Genomic DNA, 18,083 nt, shown 5'->3' with positions numbered 1-18,083 from the left:
CGCGCCCGGCCTGCCGCCCCGTGCCTGCCGCCCCGTGCCTGCCGCCCCGTGCCGGGCCTGCCGCGCAGGCGGTGCCTCGTGCGCGGCGCGGGCCGGTCAGGTCAGCGGTAGCCCTTGGCCAGCACGGCCTCGGTGTCCCGGGTGATCCGTTCCGCGATCTCCGGCGCGAGCGCGAGCCGGGGCGGCCGGCAAGCACCCCCCTTGCGCCCGGCCAGATCCATCGACAGCTTGATCGACTGCACGAACTCGGTCTTGGAGTCCCACCGCAGCAGCGGATGCAGATCCCGGTAGACGGGCAGCGCCTTGGCCACATCCCCCGCCACCGCCAGGTGGTACAGCTCCACGGTGGCCCGGGGGATCATGTTCGGGTACCCGGCGATCCACCCGACGGCCCCGGCGATGCCCAGCTCCAGCAGCACGTCGTCCGACCCGACCAGCAGGTCCAGCCCCGGCGCGAGCTCGGCGATCTCGTACGCCCTGCGCACGTCCCCGGTGAACTCCTTCACCCCCACGATCAGCCCCTCCTGGTGCAGCTCGGCCAGCAGGGACGGGGTCAGGTCGACCTTGGTGTCGATCGGGTTGTTGTAGGCGACGACCGGCAGCCCCGCCTTGGCCACCTCGCGGTAGTGCGCGACGATGGCGCGGCGGTCGGCGCGGTAGGCGTTCGGCGGGAGGAGGAGCACGGACGACGCGCCCGCCTCGGCGGCCTGCTCGGCCCAGCGCCGCGACTCGGCGGACCCGTAGGCGGCCACGCCCGGCATGACGTGGAAGCCGTCGGGTGCGGCCTCGACGGCGGTGCGCACGACGCGGGCGCGTTCCTCGCCGGTCAGGGTCTGGTACTCGCCGAGCGAGCCGTTGGGGCACACGCCGTCGCAGCCGCCGTCGGCGAGGAAGCGCACGTGCTCGGCGTAGGCGTCGTAGTCGACGGTGAGGTCGTCGTGGAAGGGCAGCGCGGTGGCGACGTGGACGCCGTGCCACACGGGGGCGGTCATATGTTCTTCTCCTTGATCCAGTTCTCCAGCCCGCTCGCGTCGAGGGGCAGCGCGGCGGACAGGTTCTCGGCGCCGTCCGCCGTCACGAGCAGGTCGTCCTCGATGCGCACGCCGATGCCGCGCAGTTCGGGCGGCACCGTGCGGTCGTGCGCGTGGAAGTACAGTCCGGGCTCGACGGTCAGCACCATGCCGGGCGTCATGTCGGCGCCGTGGTAGGCCTCGGGGCGGGAGCGGGCGCAGTCGTGCACGTCGAGGCCGAGGTGGTGGCCGATGCCGCAGATCAGGTAGCGGCGGTGGTGCTGGCCGGTGTCCGACAGGGCCTCGTCCACCGAGACGGGCAGCAGCCCCCAGTCGTGCAGGCCGCCGGCGATGACCTCCATGGCGGCGTGGTGGAACGCGGTGAACGGCCTGCCGGGCGTCACCTGGGCGATCCCGGCGCGGTGTGCCCGTTCGACCAGGTCGTGCACCTGCCGCTGGGCGGGGGTGAACGTGCCGGAGACGGGGAAGGTGCGGGTGACGTCGGCGGTGTAGTGGGAGCGGGTCTCCACGCCCATGTCGAGCAGCAGCACCTCGCCCTCGCGGACGGGCCCGTCGCAGCGCACCCAGTGCAGGGTGGGGGCGTGCGGGCCGCCGCCGACGATGGAGGCGTAGCCGGGGCCGTTGCCGTGGGTCCTGGCGTACCGGTCGAAGGTGCCCTGCAGCCAGCGTTCGCCGCCGCCCGCGACGGCGGCGGGGATCTCGGCCAGCACGGCGGCGAAGCCCTCGACCGTGCGGTCCACGGCCTCGCGGAGCTGCCCGACCTCCCACTCGTCCTTGATCATGCGCAGCTCGGCGAGCACCTGGCCCGCGTGGTCAGGGGAGTCGCCGGGGTCGGTGAAGTCGGCCAGCGGCAGCACCTCGGCGCCGAGCGCGGCCGACCATTCGGCGAGCGACGGCGAAGGGCCGACCCACAGCTCGCCGTAGGCGGCGTCGGCGAAGAAGCCGGTCTCGCCTGGCCGGGCGGGCGGCGGCAGGTACAGGGTGGCCGCGCCGTCGCGGACGACCGCGACCGCGTGCTCCACCGCGCACCCGGTCAGCCAGTAGAAGTCGCTGTCCACCCGGAAGTCGTAGGCGGTGTCGTTGCTGCGGGTCGGCGCGTGTCCGGCCTTGACCACGACGGTCCGTCCGGGCAGCGCCTCGGCGAGCCTGGCCCGGTGGGCGGCGGCGGCCTCGGCCGCCCCGGGGACCAGGTCGGGCGTGCGGGCGGGGGAGTCCCAGCCCTGGGCGATGTACTGGGTGAACGCGGGGATGTCGATCAGTTTGGGCAGCTTGCCGTCACCCATCGGTCAGTCCTCCTCCGAGGTCGCGGACGAGCGCGGTCAGGCGGGCGAAGACGCGTTCCTCGCCGATGCCGTCGTGCTCGTACTCGTTGGTGACCCAGGCCTGCGTGTTGCCGACCCGGGAGGCGGTGTCGAGTTGCAGGCCGGAGTCGACGTACATGTCGTCGTAGTAGACGGCGGCGGCCACGGGCACGTCGTTGGCGGCCAGCCGGTCCAGGTCGTACAGCGGCGGCCAGTCGTCCCGCTCGGCGAGCAGGCCGACGGCGCCGCGGAAGGGGCGCAGCGCCCGGATCTCCTCGAACATCCAGGGGTAGATCATCTCGCCCGTGAACAGCAGCGGCCTGGCGTCCTCGGCGAAGGCGGGGTGGCGGGCGCGCTCGCGCTGCGCCGCCCACGCGGTCGCGCCTGCGCCGTGCCCGTAGATGCTCTCCTGCAGCGCGGCGAACAGCGGGTTGTCGGCGTAGGAGGAACGCGCCAGCACCTGGTGCAGGAACGTCTCGGGCAGGCCGTCGGATTCGTCCAGCAGCCAGTGCATGCGCTCGTAGCCGGGCTTCATGCCGAAGTCGATGCCCAGCGACTGCAGCCGCCGCACGGTCAGCGTGTCGCCGTCCGGCAGGCGCACGTCGCCCTCGGCGAGCCGGTCGGCCAGCCGCGCCGTCGTCTCGGCGTGGTGCGGGTAGCGGCGGTAGAACTCGGCGTTCTTGGCCGCGACCCGCGGGTACGTGCGCCGGTAGACCTCGGCGGCGTCCGGGTCGAGCGACGGCAGGCCGCCCGCCACGTAGCAGGCGCTGAGGCCCTCGGGCGCGTTCGACAGGTACGTCAGCGTCAGGAAGCCGCCGTAGCTCTGCCCGAGCGTGGACCAGCGCCGCCCGCCGAAGACGGTCCTGCGCAGGTGCTCGGCGTCGGCCACGATCGAGTCGGCGCGGAAACGCGCCAGGTACTCGGCGCCCTCCGGCGCGCCGAGCGCGCCCATCACCCGGCCGTCGACACGCGAGCTGCGGCCCGTCCCGCGCTGGTCGAGCAGGATCACCCGGTACGTCTCCAGCGCCCGCCCCAGCCAGCCGGACGTGCCGACCGGGCGGGGCCCCTTGCCGCCGGGCCCGCCCTGGAGGTAGAGCAGGCACGGCAGGTCCTCGCCGTCGCGGGCCGGGTCCACCAGCTCGCGGGCGAACACCGTGATCGTCCCGCGCGCGGGGTCGCACCAGTCGAGCGGCACCCGCTCGGCGTGGTCGCGCACCCGCATCCCGGGGATCGTGTACGTCGCGGTGATCAAGACCTCTCCCTCCTGCGGCGGTCCCACTCCGGGTCGATCCGGGGGATGGCCGCCAGCAGCGTGCGCGTGTACTCGTCCTGCGGGTCGCCGAACACCTGCGCCGCGGGCCCGAGCTCGACGATCCGGCCCTTGCTCATGACCGCGACCCGGTGCGCGATCTGCCGCACCACGGCCAGGTCGTGGGCGATGAACACGTAACTGAAGCCGCTCTCCTTCTGCAGCCGCCGCAGCAGCTCGATGACCTGCGCCTGCACCGACACGTCCAGCGCGGAGACGGCCTCGTCGCAGATCACCAGCCTGGGGTTGACGGCCAGCGCGCGGGCGATGCCGATGCGCTGGGCCTGCCCGCCGGAGAACTGCGCGGGGTAGCGCAGCGAGTGGTCGGGGTTGAGCCCGACCCGCTCCATCAGCTCCTTGGCGTGCTCGCGGCGGCTGCCCTTGGGCGCGATGCCCTGGTAGACGAGCGGCGCCATGAGGATGCGCTCCACGGTGTGGCGGGGGTTGAGCGAGGAGAACGGGTCCTGGAAGACGACCTGCACGTTCGAGCGGAAGCGGGACAGCGCCGCGCCCGTGGCGTGCGTGACGTCCTCGCCCTCGAACTCCAGGGTGCCCCCGGTCGGGTCCATCAGCTTGGCGATCATACGGGCGGTGGTGGACTTGCCGCTGCCGGACTCGCCGACGACGGCCAGCGTCTCGCCCAGCCGCACCTCGAAGCTGACCTGGTCCACGGCGGTGAACTCGCTCCTGGCGCCCAGCGGCCCGCGCGAGACGAACCGTTTGGTGAGGCTCTCGGCGCGCAGCAACGTCATAGGACCACCTCATCGTCGATGCGCGGGATGCTCTCCAGCAGCATCCGGGTGTAGTCGTGCCCGGGCTCGGCGAAGATCTGCTCGGCGGTGCCGTACTCGAGCTGCTCGCCGCGCCGCATCACCAGCACGCGGGTCGCGATCGAGCTGATCACGGCCAGGTCGTGGGTGATGAACACCATCCCGGTGCCGCTCTCCCGCTGGAGGCTGGCCAGCAGGCGCAGGATCTGCGCCTGCACGGTCACGTCCAGGGCGGTGGTCGGCTCGTCGGCGATCAGCAGCGCCGGCTGGCACACCAGCGCCATCGCGATCATGACGCGCTGCCGCTGCCCGCCGGAGAACTGGTGCGGGTAGTAGCCGGCGCGCCGCTCCGGCTCGGGCAGGCCGACGTGCCCGAGCGCCTCGACGGCGATCGCGCGCGCGGCCTTGCGGGAGCCGCCGCGGTGCGCGCGGTACATCTCCTCGATCTGCAGGCCCACCGTGTAGTACGGGTTCAGCGACGACAGCGGGTCCTGGAAGATCATCGACATCTGCTCGCCCCGCAGCTTGCGCAGCTCCCTGTCGGGACGGCCGAGCAGCTCCGTGCCGTTCAGCCGGACGCTGCCCCTGGTCTGTGCGCCCTTGGGCAGCAGGCCCATGACCGCCAGGCTGGTCATCGACTTGCCGGAGCCCGACTCGCCGACGATGCCGACCGTCTCGTCCCTGCCGACCGTGAACGACACGCCCTTGACCACGTCCACCGGGCCGCGCGAGGTCGGGAAGGTGACGGTGAGGTCCTCCACGACAAGCAACTCGCTCATGGCGTCGTTATCCTCACTCTCGGGTCCAGCCTCGTGTAGACGAGGTCCACCACCACGTTGCCGATCACCACGAAGAACGCCGCCAGCAGCGTGACCGCCATGATGACCGGCTGGTCGTTCTTGGCGATCGAGTCGGCGGCCATCTTGCCGACCCCGTTCAGCCCGAACACGGTCTCGGTGATCAGCGCGCCGCCGAGCAGCGCGGCGAAGTCCATGCCGAAGATCGTCGCGATCGGCGTCAGCGCCGGGCGCAGCGCGTGCCTGCGCATGGTCAGCGCCGGGCTGAGGCCCTTGGACCTGGCCGTGCGCATGAAGTTCTCCGCCAGGGTGTCGATCACGTTGGCGCGGGTGAGCCGGGCGTACAGGCAGGCGTAGCCGGTGGCCAGCACGATCCACGGCATCAGGTACGACTGGAACCACACCACCGGGTCGTCGGAGAACGCCACGGCCTGCGGGAACGGCAACACCTGGAGCTGCACGACGAGCACGTACTGCAGGGCCAGCGCCAGCACGTAGTTGGGGATGCTGGAGCCGCCCAGCGCCAGGCCCATCGCGGTGCGGTCCCACCAGGTGCCCTCCTTGACCGCGCTGAGCAGCCCGGCGAGGATCCCGACGAGCAGCCACAGCACGGCCGCGCCGATCGCGACCGTCGCGCTGACCGGCAGGCGTTCCACGACCATGTCCATCACGGACTGGTTGGTCTGGAAGCTGTAGCCCAGGCACGGCGCCGCGCAGTGCACGAGGTTGGCGCCCTGGCCGTAGTCGCGCCCGGCGAAGATGCCGCCGAGGAAGCCGAAGAACTGCGCGAGGAACGGCTGGTTGAGGCCCAGCACGTCGCGGATCTGGTCGATGCGCTCCGGCGTGCACGTCTTCCCGCAGATCATCACCGCCGGGTCCGGCTGGAGGGTGAAGAACAGGACGAACGTGAACAGGCACACCAGGAACAGGATGACCACGACGCCGGCCAGGCGTCCGGCCACGTACCGCGCCATCATGAGGCCTCCCCGGCGTCCACGGCGGCCCTGATCCTGTCGCCCAGCACCGTCAGCGACAGCACCGTGAGGAACAGGAACGCGCCGGGGATGACGAAGTACATCGGGTCCACGGCGTACCAGCCGACCGAACTGGCGATCATCTGACCCCACGACGGGGTGGGCGGCGTGACGCCGACGCCCAGGAACGACAGCCCCGCCTCCGTCCCGACGTAGCCGGGCACGGCCAGGGTCGTCATCACGATCAGGGAACTGCGCAGGTTCGGCAGGATCTCCTTGAACACGAGCTGCCGCGTGGAGGCGCCGGAGGCCCGCGCGGCCTCCACGAACTCCCGGTTGACCAGCGTGAGCGTCTGCCCGCGCACCACCCGCGCCAGGTACGGCCAGCCGAACACGCTGATCACCAGGACCAGCAGCACCGGCCGGTTGCCCTGCGGCAGCGCGGACAGGATCGCGATCATGAAGATCAGCGCGGGGAAGGCCATCAGGAAGTCCATCACCCGGCAGATCACCTGGTCGACCCAGCCCTGGTAGAACCCGGCGAGCATGCCCAGCACCACGCCGAGCAGCGTGGTGAGGGCGGTGGCCGAGGCCGCGATGATCAGTGAGACGCGGGCGCCGTAGGCGACGCGCGCCAGGATGTCGCGGCCGTTCTGCGGCTCGACGCCCAGCAGGTGCTCGGAGCTGATGCCGCCGAGCGACCCGTGGGGCACCCCGCCCAGGTCGGTGTTGACCGCGGCCGTGTCGAAGTCGTTGGGGCCGTGCCCGGTGATCGCGCTGATCAGCGGCGCGCCGATGGCCATCAGCACGATCAGCGCGAGGTAGGCGCCGCTGATCACGGCGCCCCGGTCACGCAGCAGCACGCGGGTGACGCGCCGGCCCGAGGTGGCGGGCACGGCGCCCGCCACCTGCTCTGGATGCGCTGCGACGGTCATCTACTTCGTCGGCTTCGCCAGTCCGACGGAGACCAGGTCGACACCGCCGGAGTAGGAGTTGGACTGGTAGGCGCCCGCGATGTTCGCGCCGTTGACCAGGATCAGCTTCTCGTAGGCCAGCGGCACCACCGGGGCCAGCTCCATGATCTGCTTGTCCAGCTCGCCGTAGGCGGCGTTGGCCTGCTCGACGTCGGTCATCGCGGCGATCTCGTCGATCTTGGCGTTGACGGCCTTGTCGTTGAGCTGGGCCAGGTTGGAGTTGCCCTTGCTGGTGATGTTGCGGCCGTCGAACAGCGGCGGCAGGAACGTCGCGCCGGAGGCCCAGTCGGGGCACCAGCCGGTCACGGCCATGTCGTTCTGCTTCGCCGGGGTGCCGATGACCTCGTAGTACGTCGAGGTGTCGATGTTGTTGATCTTGACGTCGATGCCGACCTGCTTGAGCGCCTCCTGGACGGCGACCGAGACCGCCGCCATCTTCGGCTGCGCCCGCGTGTCCAGCGTCAGCGAGAAGCCGCCCGACAGGCTGGCGTCGGCCAGCAGCTTCTTGGCCTGCTCGACATTGTGCGGGTACGGGTCGTAGTCCACCCGTCCGGCGACCGTCGGCGGCTGGATCGAGGTGCCCTTCTGCGCCAGCAGCGACCCGCCCATCGCCGCCACGATGGTGTCCTTGTCGATCGCGTAGTTGATCGCCTGGCGCACCCGTACGTCACTCAGGTACTTCTTGGTGGTGTTCAGGCCCATGTAGGTGGTGCAGCCGTTCAGCCCGGACAACGTGCGCGCCTTGATCTGCGGCGTCTGCACGCGGGCCACGGTCGCCGCCTGGATGCTCGGCCCGAGCGCGTCGGCGTCGGTGCCCTGCCCGGCCAGCATGCGCTCGTCGATCGTGGCCGGGTCCAGGCCGAACGTCCACTCGAACGCGTCCGGCTTGGCCGTGCGCACGGTGTCGGTCTCCTGCTTCCACTGCGGGTTGCGCTCCAGCTTCAGCGACACGCTGCGCTGGTAGCCGGCCACCTTGTACGGCCCGCTCGCGATCGGCTTGCTGTCGAACGCGGCCCCCGCCCCGGTGCCCTTGGGGAACGGCGTGAAGTTCGACAGCGCCAGCGCGCTCGGGAAGTCGGCGTACGGCTTCTTCAGGTGGATGACGACCGTCTTGTCGTCCGGCGTCTCGATCGTGTCCAGATCACCCGACAGGTACGGGCCCTTGTAGTCCTTGGGCGCGTCGAGCAGCAGCTTGCCGTACGGCGAGCCGATGCCCGCCTCCGGGTCGAAGGCGCGCGAGAAGCCGAACTTGACCGCCTCGCTGGTGATCGGCGTGCCGTCCTCGAAGAAGAGGTTGTCCTTCAGCGTGAACGTCCAGGTCTTGGCGTCGTCGGACGGCGTGCCCGTGTCGGTCGCCAGGTCAGCGACGATCTTCGTGCCCTCCGCGCCAGGCCCTGCGCCGAACGTCGTCAGCCCCCGGTAGATGAGCCGGTAGAAATTGTTCACCCCGCCGTCGAAGCCGCGTACCGGGTCCAGGTGGGAGAAGTCCGCCTGCGCCAGGATGTGCACCGTGCCGCCGGTCGCGGGGGCCGCCGACGAGCCGGTGCCGCCTGCGGCCTGGGGCGCGGCCGCGCCGCCCCCGCCGCCACCGCCGCACGCCGTGAGCGCCAGCACGGCGGTCATCGTGACGCTCGCTAGCGCCGCCGATCTCCTCATTTCGCCTTCTTTCCATTGGTTGCGTCGGGGGTCCTGACCCAGACCCGCATGGCTTCGGGGCCGCGGTTGCCCCAGAGGAAGTAGGGGACGAAGGCCGCCGTGACCGTCGTCTCCAGGGGGGCCTCCTCCAGGGGAAGCTCGGGATAGAGCTCGGAGGAGGGTGGGGGAGCTGCGGCGGCGGTGAGGGTCAGCACCACGGCGTCGTCCCGCCGCTCGATGTTCGCGTTAACAATCTCGGGCACGCCGATCACCAGGTCGTCCACGGCGGCGTCCGGGCTGTCCTGCTGCTCCACGCAGTAGACCAGCGGGCCGCGGGCCAGGCTGGCCGCGCCCCTGGTGGCGTCCAGGTAGGGGTGCGAGCCGTGTGCGCGTACGGGCATCGGCAGCGTGAGGCGTACCTCGTCGCCGGCCTGCCAGCGGCGCTCGACGGTCAGCCAGCCGTCGTGCGGCTCGGCCGCGCGTGATCCGCCGCCGTCCGTCACCGCCGCGTCCGCTTCGTGCGGTCGGCCGTTGACCGTGACCGTCGCGCCTCGCGCCCAGCCTGGAACGCGCAATACCAGCCCGTACGGCCCGTCGGGCGCGCGCTCGACCGTCAGCCGCACGTCGCCGTCCCACGGGTAGGCGGTCTCCACCGCCAGGTCCAGCTCCGTGCCTTCGATCCGGCCTTCGGCATAGGAGGCCACCAGCAGCGCCCCGTCCCGCTCGGCCGCCACATAGTCGCCGAGCTGCGCCATCCACCGCACGATGTTCGGCGGGCAGCACGGGCAGGTGAACCAGGCGCGGCGCAACGGCTCGCCGCCGGCTTCCGCGCCGCTGCGCTGCTCGTGGTCGGGACGGCGCTGCAGCGGGTTGTCGTAGAAGAACGCCTTGCCGTCCGCCGACAGGCCCACCGCGTACGCGTTGTAGAGCACCCGCTCGAACACGTCGAGGTAACCGGCGCCGCCCGTGGCCAGGAACATCCGCCAGCCCCACTGCATGACGGCGATGGCCGCGCAGGTCTCGGTGTAGGCGCGTTCGGACGGCAGCTCGTACCGGTCGCCGATCGCCTCGTCGGAGTGGCGGCTGCCGAGCCCGCCCGTGACGTACAGCTTCGTGGCGACCATGTCGTCCCACAGCCGCTCCAGCGCCTCGAACAGCGACCGGTCGCCCGTCTCCAGGTAGACGTCGGCCGCGCCGGCCGCCAGGTACGCCATCCGCACCGCGTGCCCCGTCACCGACGGCAGCTCGCGGAAGGGCAGGTGGTCCTGGAAGTAGTCGCCGGGGAAGATGCTGTGCTTGAGCTGCCCCTTGCCGCGCCGGTCCACGAACGCGGCGGCCAGGTCGAGGTAGGCGCGCAGCCCCGTCTCCCTGTACAGCTCGACCAGCGCCATCTCCACCTCGGGATGTCCGCACACCCCGTCGTCCGCGAACCGCTCCACGACCAGGTCCGCGAACCGCTCGGCCACCCGCAGCAGCCGCTCGTCCCCCATCCGGCGGGCCGCGGCGACCGCGGCCTGGATGAGGTGGCCCAGGTTGTACAGCTCGTGCCCCCAGGCCAGGTCCTCCCACGGCTTCTTCGTGGCGGCCGGGTCCTGGAAGAAGGAGTTGAGGTAGCCGTCCCCGGCCTGGACCCGTTCGAGGAGGCCGACGACCTCGTCGAAGAACTCCCGTACGGGCTCCCCCGCGCGGCCGTCGCCCAGCTCGTAGGCCAGCCCCTCCAGGGTCTTGTACAGGTCGGTGTCCAGGAACGGGTAGCGGCCCCGGTACGGCGCCGGGTCCTGCTCCAGGAGGCGGCTCAGGTTGGCGACGTTGCCCGCCGCGCGGAGCTGCTCGATGGTGTGCGGGATCGTGGCCGTGCCGTTCCGGCGCTGCCAGTGGTGCAGCAGACCGCCGGTGATGCGTACCCCCGCAAGCGGCCGAACGGCTCCGGCGGACGTACGCACGGCGCCGGACAGCGGCTTGACCTGCTTAGACGTCATGAACCTTCCCAGTAATGTGTGGCATTGCACTGAACCATAGGTGTCCGGGAGGTGTGTTGCCAAGGGTTGCGGGGGTGACGAAAAGAGAAAGTAACCCGTCCGGAATCTGGGACGAGGAGGCGCGGACGACTACAGTGGCGCGGTGCGACGCGTATCCGTGGTGGGGAACTCAGGCTCAGGAAAGTCCACCCTGGCCGCGGCTCTCGCGGCCCGGCTCGGGGTGCCGTGCCTTGAGCTCGACTCGGTCTTCCACCTGCAGAACTGGACGCCGAAGCCGCAGGACGACTTCCGGGCCGAGGTGGACAAGTTCACGCTCGGCGACGCATGGGTGGTGGACGGCAACTACTCCGCCGCACGGGACCTGGTGTGGGCGCGCGCCGACACCGTCGTCTGGTTCGACCTGCCCCGCGTCACGGTCATGCGGCGGCTGCTGCGGAGGACGTTGTGGCGGATGGCCACCGGGGCCGAGCTGTGGAACGGGAACAAGGAGTCGTTCCGGTTCCTGTTCTCGAAGGATGAGTCGATCATTTGGTGGGCTTGGAGCAGGCATGCCGACTACCGGGAGCGGTACCGGCGTGCTGCCGCTGATCCGGGCAACGCGCACCTGACGTTCGTTCGGATCGGCTCGCGGGCCGACTCCGAGCGGCTGCTGAGCGCGCTGTGAGCCGCCGGAGCCCTGCCGGTCAGCCGGTGCCAGCTCGATGCGGTAGTCCCGCTGCTGCAAGCTGTGCGCGGCAGCCCCCGGACAGGGAGCCCAGGCGTCGGTACTGCTGTCCGATCCCTGGCCGGATTCCTGGCTGGCCGGGCGCGAGGACTCGATGCGGCGACTCGACCGGACATGCTGCTGGCACTTCGCGTGTTCACCACCGTCTGGGAGGCCGGCGGCTGGGGTGGTCACTCTTCGTGGGTGCCTGGCAGAAGGGCCGTCGCCATGTCTGGCCCCTCGGAACGTGCTGTGAGCCGGTCGGCCAACGCGGCTACGGCGGATGCAAGGTCAGCGGGTCTCTGGCCGAGATCCAGAACGTGCGCGTGCACGCTGATGTCCGAGTTCTTGATCCGGTACGGCTGCGCCGACGGCGTCCCGGAGGCATAGACGAGATGCCCCTCGGTGAGGCCGAGAGCGGTGCAGTAGGAGATCAGCTGAAACAGGTGCTCCGTTGGCGGAGCACCGTCCAGAGTCCGATACTTCGCGTCCACGACAACGAAGGGCCGCCCGTCGCGACAGATGAGGATGTCGGGCTGAAAGAGCACCCGCAGCTGCTGGTCGAGCTGGTGCCCCTGCTGGGCGACACAACGAAAGTTGTGCGGCGAAAGCCCAGCGGCAAGTTGTCTGGTGAGGAATCGTTCGAAGATCTTGGCCATGTTCATGACGAACCCGTCGATCTTTATCGCCCGCGAGCCCTCCTGTTGTAGTGAGGCCCCGGACAGGATCAGTTCAGCCAACTTCAGCGCGGGTGCATAGCGCTCGTTGAGCTGGGTCGGCCGCCAGGGCGGCAGCGGTGCCCCGGGCCGGACGGGAACCACTCCGACGAGTCGCCCGCTCAGGTGGCGCAGCAGCGTGATCGTGGTTTCCGCGATGTCGGGCAGGGTCTGGGCGAGTTCGATGGCGCCGAGCAGTATCTGGTTCTCGGGAATGTCGGCGAGGTAGTCGTCATAGGCGACTTCGATCGCGGTGGGCAGCCCCATCCGGCGGCTCAGCTGGGCGCTGGTCCGGATCCGGCCCCGCACGACGGTGAGAGCGTCCTCGCGGTGGACATAGCCGTGCAGAACCCCGCCGCGGAGCACACGCTCTGCCGCGCGGGCGAACACGGTGGCCAGCGCGGGCACGAGCAGGTCGTCGGTGGCGGCGGTGATCTGGCGGTGTTGCCAGATGTCGTCGTTATCACCGAGCAGGCCGAGGAGCCGCCGGACGGGCAGTTTCGGCTGGATGCGTAGTTCGATGGCGCCGTCGTTGTGGCCAAGCCGTACGGTCCCGACGCGCTGGCGGCCCGCGAGCCGCCACCGTCCGCCCGCGGTCGGGGTCATGGTGACCAGCAGGGGGACGGTGGCCAGCGTGGCGACCTGCGCCGGACTCAGGGGCAGGGGCGGGCCGGTGGTGGCCTCGGCGAGGTGGAGCCGCAGGGTCATGGCAGAGTGTGGCCGAGCGCGTCGAGCAGGACCGGCAGGCCGAACTCGGCCTCGATGTCATGAAGTTTGCCGTAGAGCTGGTCTTCCAGCAGGGGCAGGATCTCGGCCGTCCAGATGAGTTCCAGCCCGCGCCGGGTGGCCACGTTGGGCGTCATCAGGTAGGAAGGGCCGACTGCGCGATCGGGGTCACTCAGACGGCGGTTGACCTCTTCCAGCAGGAGCGCGGGCAGAACGGAGAGTCTCTCGCGCTCCAGCCAGCGGCGTAGCAACCCATCGACAGGGAGCCGGTCCGGGGCCAGGGCGCGGAAGACGAACCGGCGGCGCATGGCCGCGTCGATCAACGCCACCGAGCGGTCGACGGTGTTCATCGTACCGATGACGAACACGTTCTTGGGCAGCTTGAACGGCTCGTCCGGCGAGTACTGCAGGGTGATCTCATGGTTGCGGTACTCCAGCAAGAAGTACAACTCGCCGAACACCTTGGCCAGATTGGCGCGGTTGATCTCATCGATGACCAGGACATATGGCCGATCCGGCTCCTTCTCGGCCGCCTCCACCGCGTTCTTGAACGGGCCGGGCACCAGGTCGAAGCCGATCATGCCGTTCTCGCCGAGCCGGGGGCGGAAGCCTTCGATGAAGTCCTCGTACCCGTAGGAGGGGTGGAACTGCACCAGCCTGGTGCGATCGGGACCGGCCAGCGCCTCACCGAGCTTGGTGGCCAGGTAAGTCTTGCCGGTGCCGGGCGGGCCGTACAGGATCATCTGCCGTTTGGCGGCCAGCAGGTCGGCGGTCTCCTGCAGCCAGCCGAGCGGCATGAGCAGATCGTCGGCGAACGCCTGGGTGAGTGCCGGGACGATCAGGTCGCGGGTCTCGTCCTGGGCCAGCACCTCGTCGGTGAGCTGTTCCTCCAGCCCGGCGTTGGTGGCCAGCGCCGCGATCACACTGGTCAGCTCGCCGATCGTCATCGCGGTCTTGAGCTTGGCCTGGGCTTCCTCGGGGAGGGACTGGCGGCTTACAGGACTGGGATTCCACTCGACCGAGCGGCGGCGAGCCAGGCCACGGCCGGCGGAGTCGTCGTGATACGCGTCGCCGGTGATGGTGCCGACATAGACGGCATCGCCGTCGACGGTCGCGATGAGATCTCCGGGCTGGAAGCCGCTGAGGAAACGCCATAGCTGCCCGGCCGCGACGTCCTTCCTGCCTTGTTTGGCGTCGGGAAGCCCGGCAGCGACAGCGTCTTTGACCTGCTGCCGGGACGCGCCGGCCGGTAGCTGTTCGATGTCCGAGAAGCTGACTGAGCAGAAGCCACCGGCTAGCCACTGGGGGATCGCGTTGACGCCGTCGACGTTGGCCCCGCGCACCAGCCAGCCCTTCTGCGACCGTGGCGGGGGAGGCGGCTCCCAGCGGGACCGCCAGGGCTCGTCATAGAAGCTGAACCGTCCACCGTGTTCAGCTTCCAGTTGCTGGCGGATGGCGTGGATGTCACGATCGAGATCCCCTGTGGGCTCGACCAGCCGGTCGGCGAAGGCATCGCGGATGAGCCGCTTGTTGCGCTCGACGGAGACCGGGGCGAACACGTCGGGAAACAGTAAGAACAGCAGCACGTGGAACTGGGCGCGGGCCCGCGACTTGCCGTCGTAGTCGGTGAGCACCGATTCGGCCAGGTCCCGGAAGCGCCACGGATCCCGCAGAGCCGATTCCCGTTCGGCGAGCGGTAGCTTCACCATCAGCTGTGTGAGGCGGATGAGGAACGCGAACTGGGCCCAGCGGTAGTTGAGGAACGCTTGGCCGCCCTTCATATAACCCGGTGAGGCCGCCCCGGCCAACTCCTCGGGCACCTGCACCTCGAAAGACACCCACGACAACACGCTGCCCAGGATCTCGAATTTGCGATTCACGCCGATCGTGGCCGGGCTCAACGGCATGACGTTGAGATAGAGCAGTTCGGCGGCGAGCACGATCGCCTCGTCGCTACCCTCGGCGATCTGTCGTTTGAGCTTGACCAGGAACTCGTCCGAGGACTCGTCGAAGTTCTCCACGAACCGGCGGAACAACTCGTCCGCGGCATCCGCTGTCCAGGCGCGCAGGCCGGGAGCGAACGATGACCCCCCGGTCAGAACACCACTTTCGACTACTCGGCGTGCCGCTCGGCATACGATGACGCCTTGTTCCCCATCCACCATGAGCCCTTTCCGCGTGAAGTCTCCAACACTTCCTCAGGAATCCAGCATGCCGTTACTTCCGATCCAGGGACGATTGGCAGACTGTTCGAGACGTCCTCCGCGTGGGGTGTCCCATCAGTCGCCACGAAGCGCGCTCAAAGCGCGCTGGCAGACGGCGTGCCACGTCTCGCCGCCCTTATCCCGTGTTAAGACACTGGCGACCACTGATTCCTCGCAGGTTCGGCCGTGCCAGGAACATCGGCCTTGGGCCGCGCGCCGTCCATGGTGCAGCGCTGATTCGTACGGTCTTTCCTCAATCAGTTCGGTTGACATGTGACGCGCGACGGACCCTTCTTCCGCTGCGATCCGTGAATCGGTAAGGATCGCGTAGACGTACGACGGACCGATGATGTCCTTGCTGAGCTGTCCGGGCCCCGAAAGCGGTCTGCGCTCCCACGCGCGGACGAAATTGGACCGATGAATACCAATCTTCGTCCGGTCAGGGTAGACCTCATTGTCGCGTAACCGATATGTGAAGGTGCCGCCGCGCCGTAGCCGGAACGCCTCGCCCGCGTACCGCTCGATACGGCCCCAGACGGGATCGAAGGCATGGGCAGTCGAGGTGGTTTTCGCGACCGCAGTACCTTCGGGCTGTCTCGGCAGCGGCCGAGAAGAGAGGGGACTCGCCAGGTTGGGGATTCGGCTCGTGTCCTCGGCCGGGCGAGCGGTGACGGTGGCCGCGACCTTCCAGAGGAGCGGGACACGAGGGCTCCGCCCGGTGAGCGTCAAGATGGTCAGGAGAAGGTGCAAGGCAGGCGGCCCCAGCATGGATGCGAGCGCCCAGGTCCACATGACGAGGTCGTCCGACGGGATCTCGGCTTGGGTCCCCTGGTACCGAATGGAGGCGTAAACGCCCACCAGAACCAGCGTGACCAAGAAGGACACGACGGCCACGATATCTATCAGGATTGACTGCACGGCGTGGAAGCGCACGTCGGGCCGTTGATCACGACGGAAGATCAAACCTCCGACAAACCCCAGAAGGTACGCGAGAGCGGAGCGCCATGAGCTGCCGACCAGGTCTGGATTCCAGGGCGGCTCGATGTGGGACGCCGCGTCCTTGCGGCGTAACACCGTTCGACCGCTGACGCTGTCTCGCGTGCGCTCAGAAGTGGCGGTTTGCAGTTCGCGGCGCTTGCGCTCGGCCCTCTCGATGATGACGACCACTGTTTGGACGATGCCGGCGATCGAGGCGACGACTCCGAGCACCGCCAGAACAACGCTCATGCGTCCTCCTCTCGCAGAGGGCGACCCTTTCTACCCGGGGGAGTTCGATAGTCGCACATCACACTCGGGACGGTGAGTGCGATGAGTGTCTCCGAGCGTAATGATCGATCTACACGTGAGCGGTCGGACACATCGGCGGCCTTCCGGCCCCCTAGGATCGGGAAAGATCGTCCGACGAAGTGTGCCTCCGCAATCTCAAGCCCTTGTGGCGCCGGCGGTAAAGGAAAGGGTGGTGACGTGGGATCACGCAGTCACGTGGGCCCGCGAGGACGTTGTTTCCCCCAGCTCAGGGCCTGGATTCGCATCCCGGCCTGATGGCATCGATCCGACGAAGGAGACTGCTTGGTCGTTTTCGCCTGTACAGCATGCGGTGCCGTGATCACCGCGAAGGTGGCGCGGGTGGCACTCCCCGACCACTCCAGCCAGAAGTACGGCCATGGCCTGCTCCCCAACCTGCTGGAGCCAGGAACATACGCCGTGGACCCTGGAAACGGCCGACCCTGGCAAGCATGGGAACCCGAGCCGGAAGAACACCGCGTCCGATCGCAGATGTACCGCATCACGGGTCCCCCGAACAGGATCGGCATCGCGCCGGGTGACGTCCGCGGAACCGTCTTCATCCCTGAACGGCTGGGCGGCTGCTGTTGCGGCTGGGACGGCCAATACGGCCCCAACCTCGCCTGCGCGACATGCGGCTGCCCGGTGGCGACCCGCGTCGACGATTGCGGATTCTGGCAGGTGGTGTGGCTCGAACCGGACGCCGTACGCCCCGTCGCCGTCGCCGGCCCCGTCCAGCAGGTGATGGACTGGGAGGAATTGCCCAGCATGCCACCCGCCGACCCGCGTGATTGCTGGAGCGCCCCTTGGGAGGCCGCAGTCGCGGTGGCACTGGCGCACTTGCTGCCGGCCTCGGACGGTAAGCGGGTATCCGTCCCTGACGGACTCGTCGCGACGGCGTTCCGCCGGGTGATCGACGGCCTGCTTCCAGCGGGGCCACCGGAACGGCACCTCGCCCTGGCCGGGCCCGGCCTGTCCACAGGCATCACCGACATCGCCTTGGTGCCGAGGCATCCGCAGACCGGCGAGGTCTGGCCGTGCGACGCGGGAACGGTGGTGCCGCTGGCCTCGGACGTGTGGACGTACCTGGCCTTCCATGACGATCGGCGGCTCGTGCCGGCGGCGCGCGGGATGCCCGCCGAGGTCCGCCGTGATGATTCACCCCCACTGCTGCCGACCGCTCTCTTCCGTCCTGATGGGCGGGTGTTCCTCCGCGCGCTGGAGCAACTGGCCCCGATCAGGCAGCCGTGGCTGCGCCGCATCTACGACCGGGTCAAAGACCGTCCGTACATGCACCCGTTCTCGTAGCCTTAAGACCTCGACCGGATGCGCGGGAACCCACGATCAGCCGACGCGGGCGTCACCCTCACGCCGCCTCCCGAGCGGGCCGACTCCCCCTGCCCCAGCCCGGCCACGCCACGAAACCTCGCCCCGAGAAGCAAGCCCCTCCCCTCAGCTCTGTGCAGGATCCAAGTGGCTGCCCGAATGGCTACAGCGCTGGCTGGCAGACCTGCGAGACACTCGCCCATGCCCGCTCGGGACCTCCAGGTTTGGTTGCTCAACCACGCCCGTAACCCCGCGCTGCCGGCTTCGACCAGCTCACCTCACGCATAGGCAAGCTCGCGTACCGGCGCCCAGGACGGCGGACAGGGACTGTCGCGCGCCGGACGCTGGATCGCC

General features: G+C 69.6%; 14 protein-coding genes. 2 read left to right on the top strand and 12 right to left on the bottom strand.

Going from position 1 to position 18,083, the window contains the following annotated elements:
* Positions 1 to 101: 101 nt before the first annotated feature.
* The 9 genes from ABD331_RS15850 to ABD331_RS15810 are packed head-to-tail and all read right to left on the bottom strand — an operon-like array spanning position 102 to position 10,770.
* Positions 102 to 992: a dihydrodipicolinate synthase family protein gene (locus tag ABD331_RS15850; RefSeq protein WP_344475217.1), complete on the bottom strand. Its 891-nt coding sequence runs from the start codon at positions 990 to 992 to the stop codon at positions 102 to 104.
* Complete coding sequence (locus ABD331_RS15845; protein WP_344475215.1) at positions 989 to 2,314, bottom strand: aminopeptidase P family protein; 1,326 nt, start codon at positions 2,312 to 2,314, stop codon at positions 989 to 991. Before ABD331_RS15845 ends, ABD331_RS15850 begins: the two co-directional genes overlap by 4 nt.
* On the bottom strand, positions 2,307 to 3,584 hold the full coding sequence (locus tag ABD331_RS15840) for an alpha/beta fold hydrolase (protein WP_344475214.1): 1,278 nt from the start codon (positions 3,582 to 3,584) through the stop codon (positions 2,307 to 2,309). Before ABD331_RS15840 ends, ABD331_RS15845 begins: the two co-directional genes overlap by 8 nt.
* Positions 3,581 to 4,393, bottom strand: coding sequence for an ATP-binding cassette domain-containing protein (locus ABD331_RS15835; RefSeq protein WP_344475212.1), 813 nt, complete (start codon positions 4,391 to 4,393; stop codon positions 3,581 to 3,583). The genes ABD331_RS15840 and ABD331_RS15835 overlap by 4 nt, the downstream gene beginning before the upstream one ends.
* Positions 4,390 to 5,190 (bottom strand): ABC transporter ATP-binding protein, encoded by an 801-nt coding sequence (locus ABD331_RS15830; protein WP_344475210.1) that lies wholly within the window; start codon positions 5,188 to 5,190, stop codon positions 4,390 to 4,392. Before ABD331_RS15830 ends, ABD331_RS15835 begins: the two co-directional genes overlap by 4 nt.
* Positions 5,187 to 6,185 (bottom strand): ABC transporter permease, encoded by a 999-nt coding sequence (locus ABD331_RS15825; protein WP_262379267.1) that lies wholly within the window; start codon positions 6,183 to 6,185, stop codon positions 5,187 to 5,189. Before ABD331_RS15825 ends, ABD331_RS15830 begins: the two co-directional genes overlap by 4 nt.
* Positions 6,182 to 7,117, bottom strand: a complete 936-nt coding sequence (locus ABD331_RS15820; protein ID WP_344475206.1) for an ABC transporter permease — start codon at positions 7,115 to 7,117, stop codon at positions 6,182 to 6,184. Before ABD331_RS15820 ends, ABD331_RS15825 begins: the two co-directional genes overlap by 4 nt.
* A complete protein-coding gene (locus ABD331_RS15815; protein ID WP_344475204.1) occupies positions 7,118 to 8,812 on the bottom strand; it encodes an ABC transporter substrate-binding protein in 1,695 nt (564 codons plus the stop codon).
* The gene (locus tag ABD331_RS15810) at positions 8,809 to 10,770 is read right to left on the bottom strand and encodes a glycoside hydrolase family 127 protein (protein ID WP_344475202.1); all 1,962 of its coding nucleotides are present in this window, start codon (positions 10,768 to 10,770) and stop codon (positions 8,809 to 8,811) included. Before ABD331_RS15810 ends, ABD331_RS15815 begins: the two co-directional genes overlap by 4 nt.
* A gap of 142 nt (positions 10,771 to 10,912) precedes the next feature.
* Between ABD331_RS15810 and ABD331_RS15805 the strand changes: the two genes are divergently transcribed.
* Positions 10,913 to 11,434: a P-loop NTPase family protein gene (locus ABD331_RS15805; protein WP_344475200.1), complete on the top strand. Its 522-nt coding sequence runs from the start codon at positions 10,913 to 10,915 to the stop codon at positions 11,432 to 11,434.
* 230 nt (positions 11,435 to 11,664) lie between these two features.
* Here the strand turns inward: ABD331_RS15805 and ABD331_RS15800 are convergent, their stop codons facing one another.
* The 3 genes from ABD331_RS15800 to ABD331_RS15790 all read right to left on the bottom strand — a co-directional run bounded on the left by ABD331_RS15800 (position 11,665) and on the right by ABD331_RS15790 (position 16,346).
* Positions 11,665 to 12,897, bottom strand: a complete 1,233-nt coding sequence (locus tag ABD331_RS15800; RefSeq protein ID WP_344475198.1) for an McrC family protein — start codon at positions 12,895 to 12,897, stop codon at positions 11,665 to 11,667.
* A complete protein-coding gene (locus tag ABD331_RS15795; protein WP_344475197.1) occupies positions 12,894 to 14,936 on the bottom strand; it encodes an AAA family ATPase in 2,043 nt (680 codons plus the stop codon). The genes ABD331_RS15800 and ABD331_RS15795 overlap by 4 nt, the downstream gene beginning before the upstream one ends.
* Positions 14,937 to 15,194: 258 nt before the next feature.
* Positions 15,195 to 16,346, bottom strand: a complete 1,152-nt coding sequence (locus ABD331_RS15790; protein WP_344475195.1) for a hypothetical protein — start codon at positions 16,344 to 16,346, stop codon at positions 15,195 to 15,197.
* 342 nt (positions 16,347 to 16,688) lie between these two features.
* On the opposite strand from ABD331_RS15790, the gene ABD331_RS15785 reads away from it, so the two are divergent.
* Entirely contained in the window at positions 16,689 to 17,711 is a 1,023-nt protein-coding gene (locus ABD331_RS15785) for a hypothetical protein (protein ID WP_344475194.1), read from the top strand.
* Positions 17,712 to 18,083: the final 372 nt, after the last annotated feature.

Origin of the sequence: Nonomuraea monospora (assembly GCF_039531895.1) — a bacterium.
GTDB lineage: Bacteria > Actinomycetota > Actinomycetes > Streptosporangiales > Streptosporangiaceae > Nonomuraea > Nonomuraea monospora.
Note: the sequence above shows the minus strand (reverse complement) of the source record. Positions and strands in the feature narration are given on the sequence as shown.

Excerpts from the sequence above, each read along its gene's own strand:
- ABD331_RS15830 (WP_344475210.1), bottom strand. The coding sequence starts at position 5,190 with ATGAGCGAGTTGCTTGTCGTGGAGGACCTCACCGTCACCTTCCCGACC.
- ABD331_RS15790 (WP_344475195.1), bottom strand. The coding sequence starts at position 16,346 with ATGAGCGTTGTTCTGGCGGTGCTCGGAGTCGTCGCCTCGATCGCCGGC.
- ABD331_RS15835 (WP_344475212.1), bottom strand. The coding sequence starts at position 4,393 with ATGACGTTGCTGCGCGCCGAGAGCCTCACCAAACGGTTCGTCTCGCGC.
- ABD331_RS15800 (WP_344475198.1), bottom strand. The coding sequence starts at position 12,897 with ATGACCCTGCGGCTCCACCTCGCCGAGGCCACCACCGGCCCGCCCCTG.
- ABD331_RS15815 (WP_344475204.1), bottom strand. The coding sequence starts at position 8,812 with ATGAGGAGATCGGCGGCGCTAGCGAGCGTCACGATGACCGCCGTGCTG.
- ABD331_RS15850 (WP_344475217.1), bottom strand. The coding sequence starts at position 992 with ATGACCGCCCCCGTGTGGCACGGCGTCCACGTCGCCACCGCGCTGCCC.
- ABD331_RS15825 (WP_262379267.1), bottom strand. The coding sequence starts at position 6,185 with ATGATGGCGCGGTACGTGGCCGGACGCCTGGCCGGCGTCGTGGTCATC.
- ABD331_RS15810 (WP_344475202.1), bottom strand. The coding sequence starts at position 10,770 with ATGACGTCTAAGCAGGTCAAGCCGCTGTCCGGCGCCGTGCGTACGTCC.
- ABD331_RS15845 (WP_344475215.1), bottom strand. The coding sequence starts at position 2,314 with ATGGGTGACGGCAAGCTGCCCAAACTGATCGACATCCCCGCGTTCACC.
- ABD331_RS15820 (WP_344475206.1), bottom strand. The coding sequence starts at position 7,117 with ATGACCGTCGCAGCGCATCCAGAGCAGGTGGCGGGCGCCGTGCCCGCC.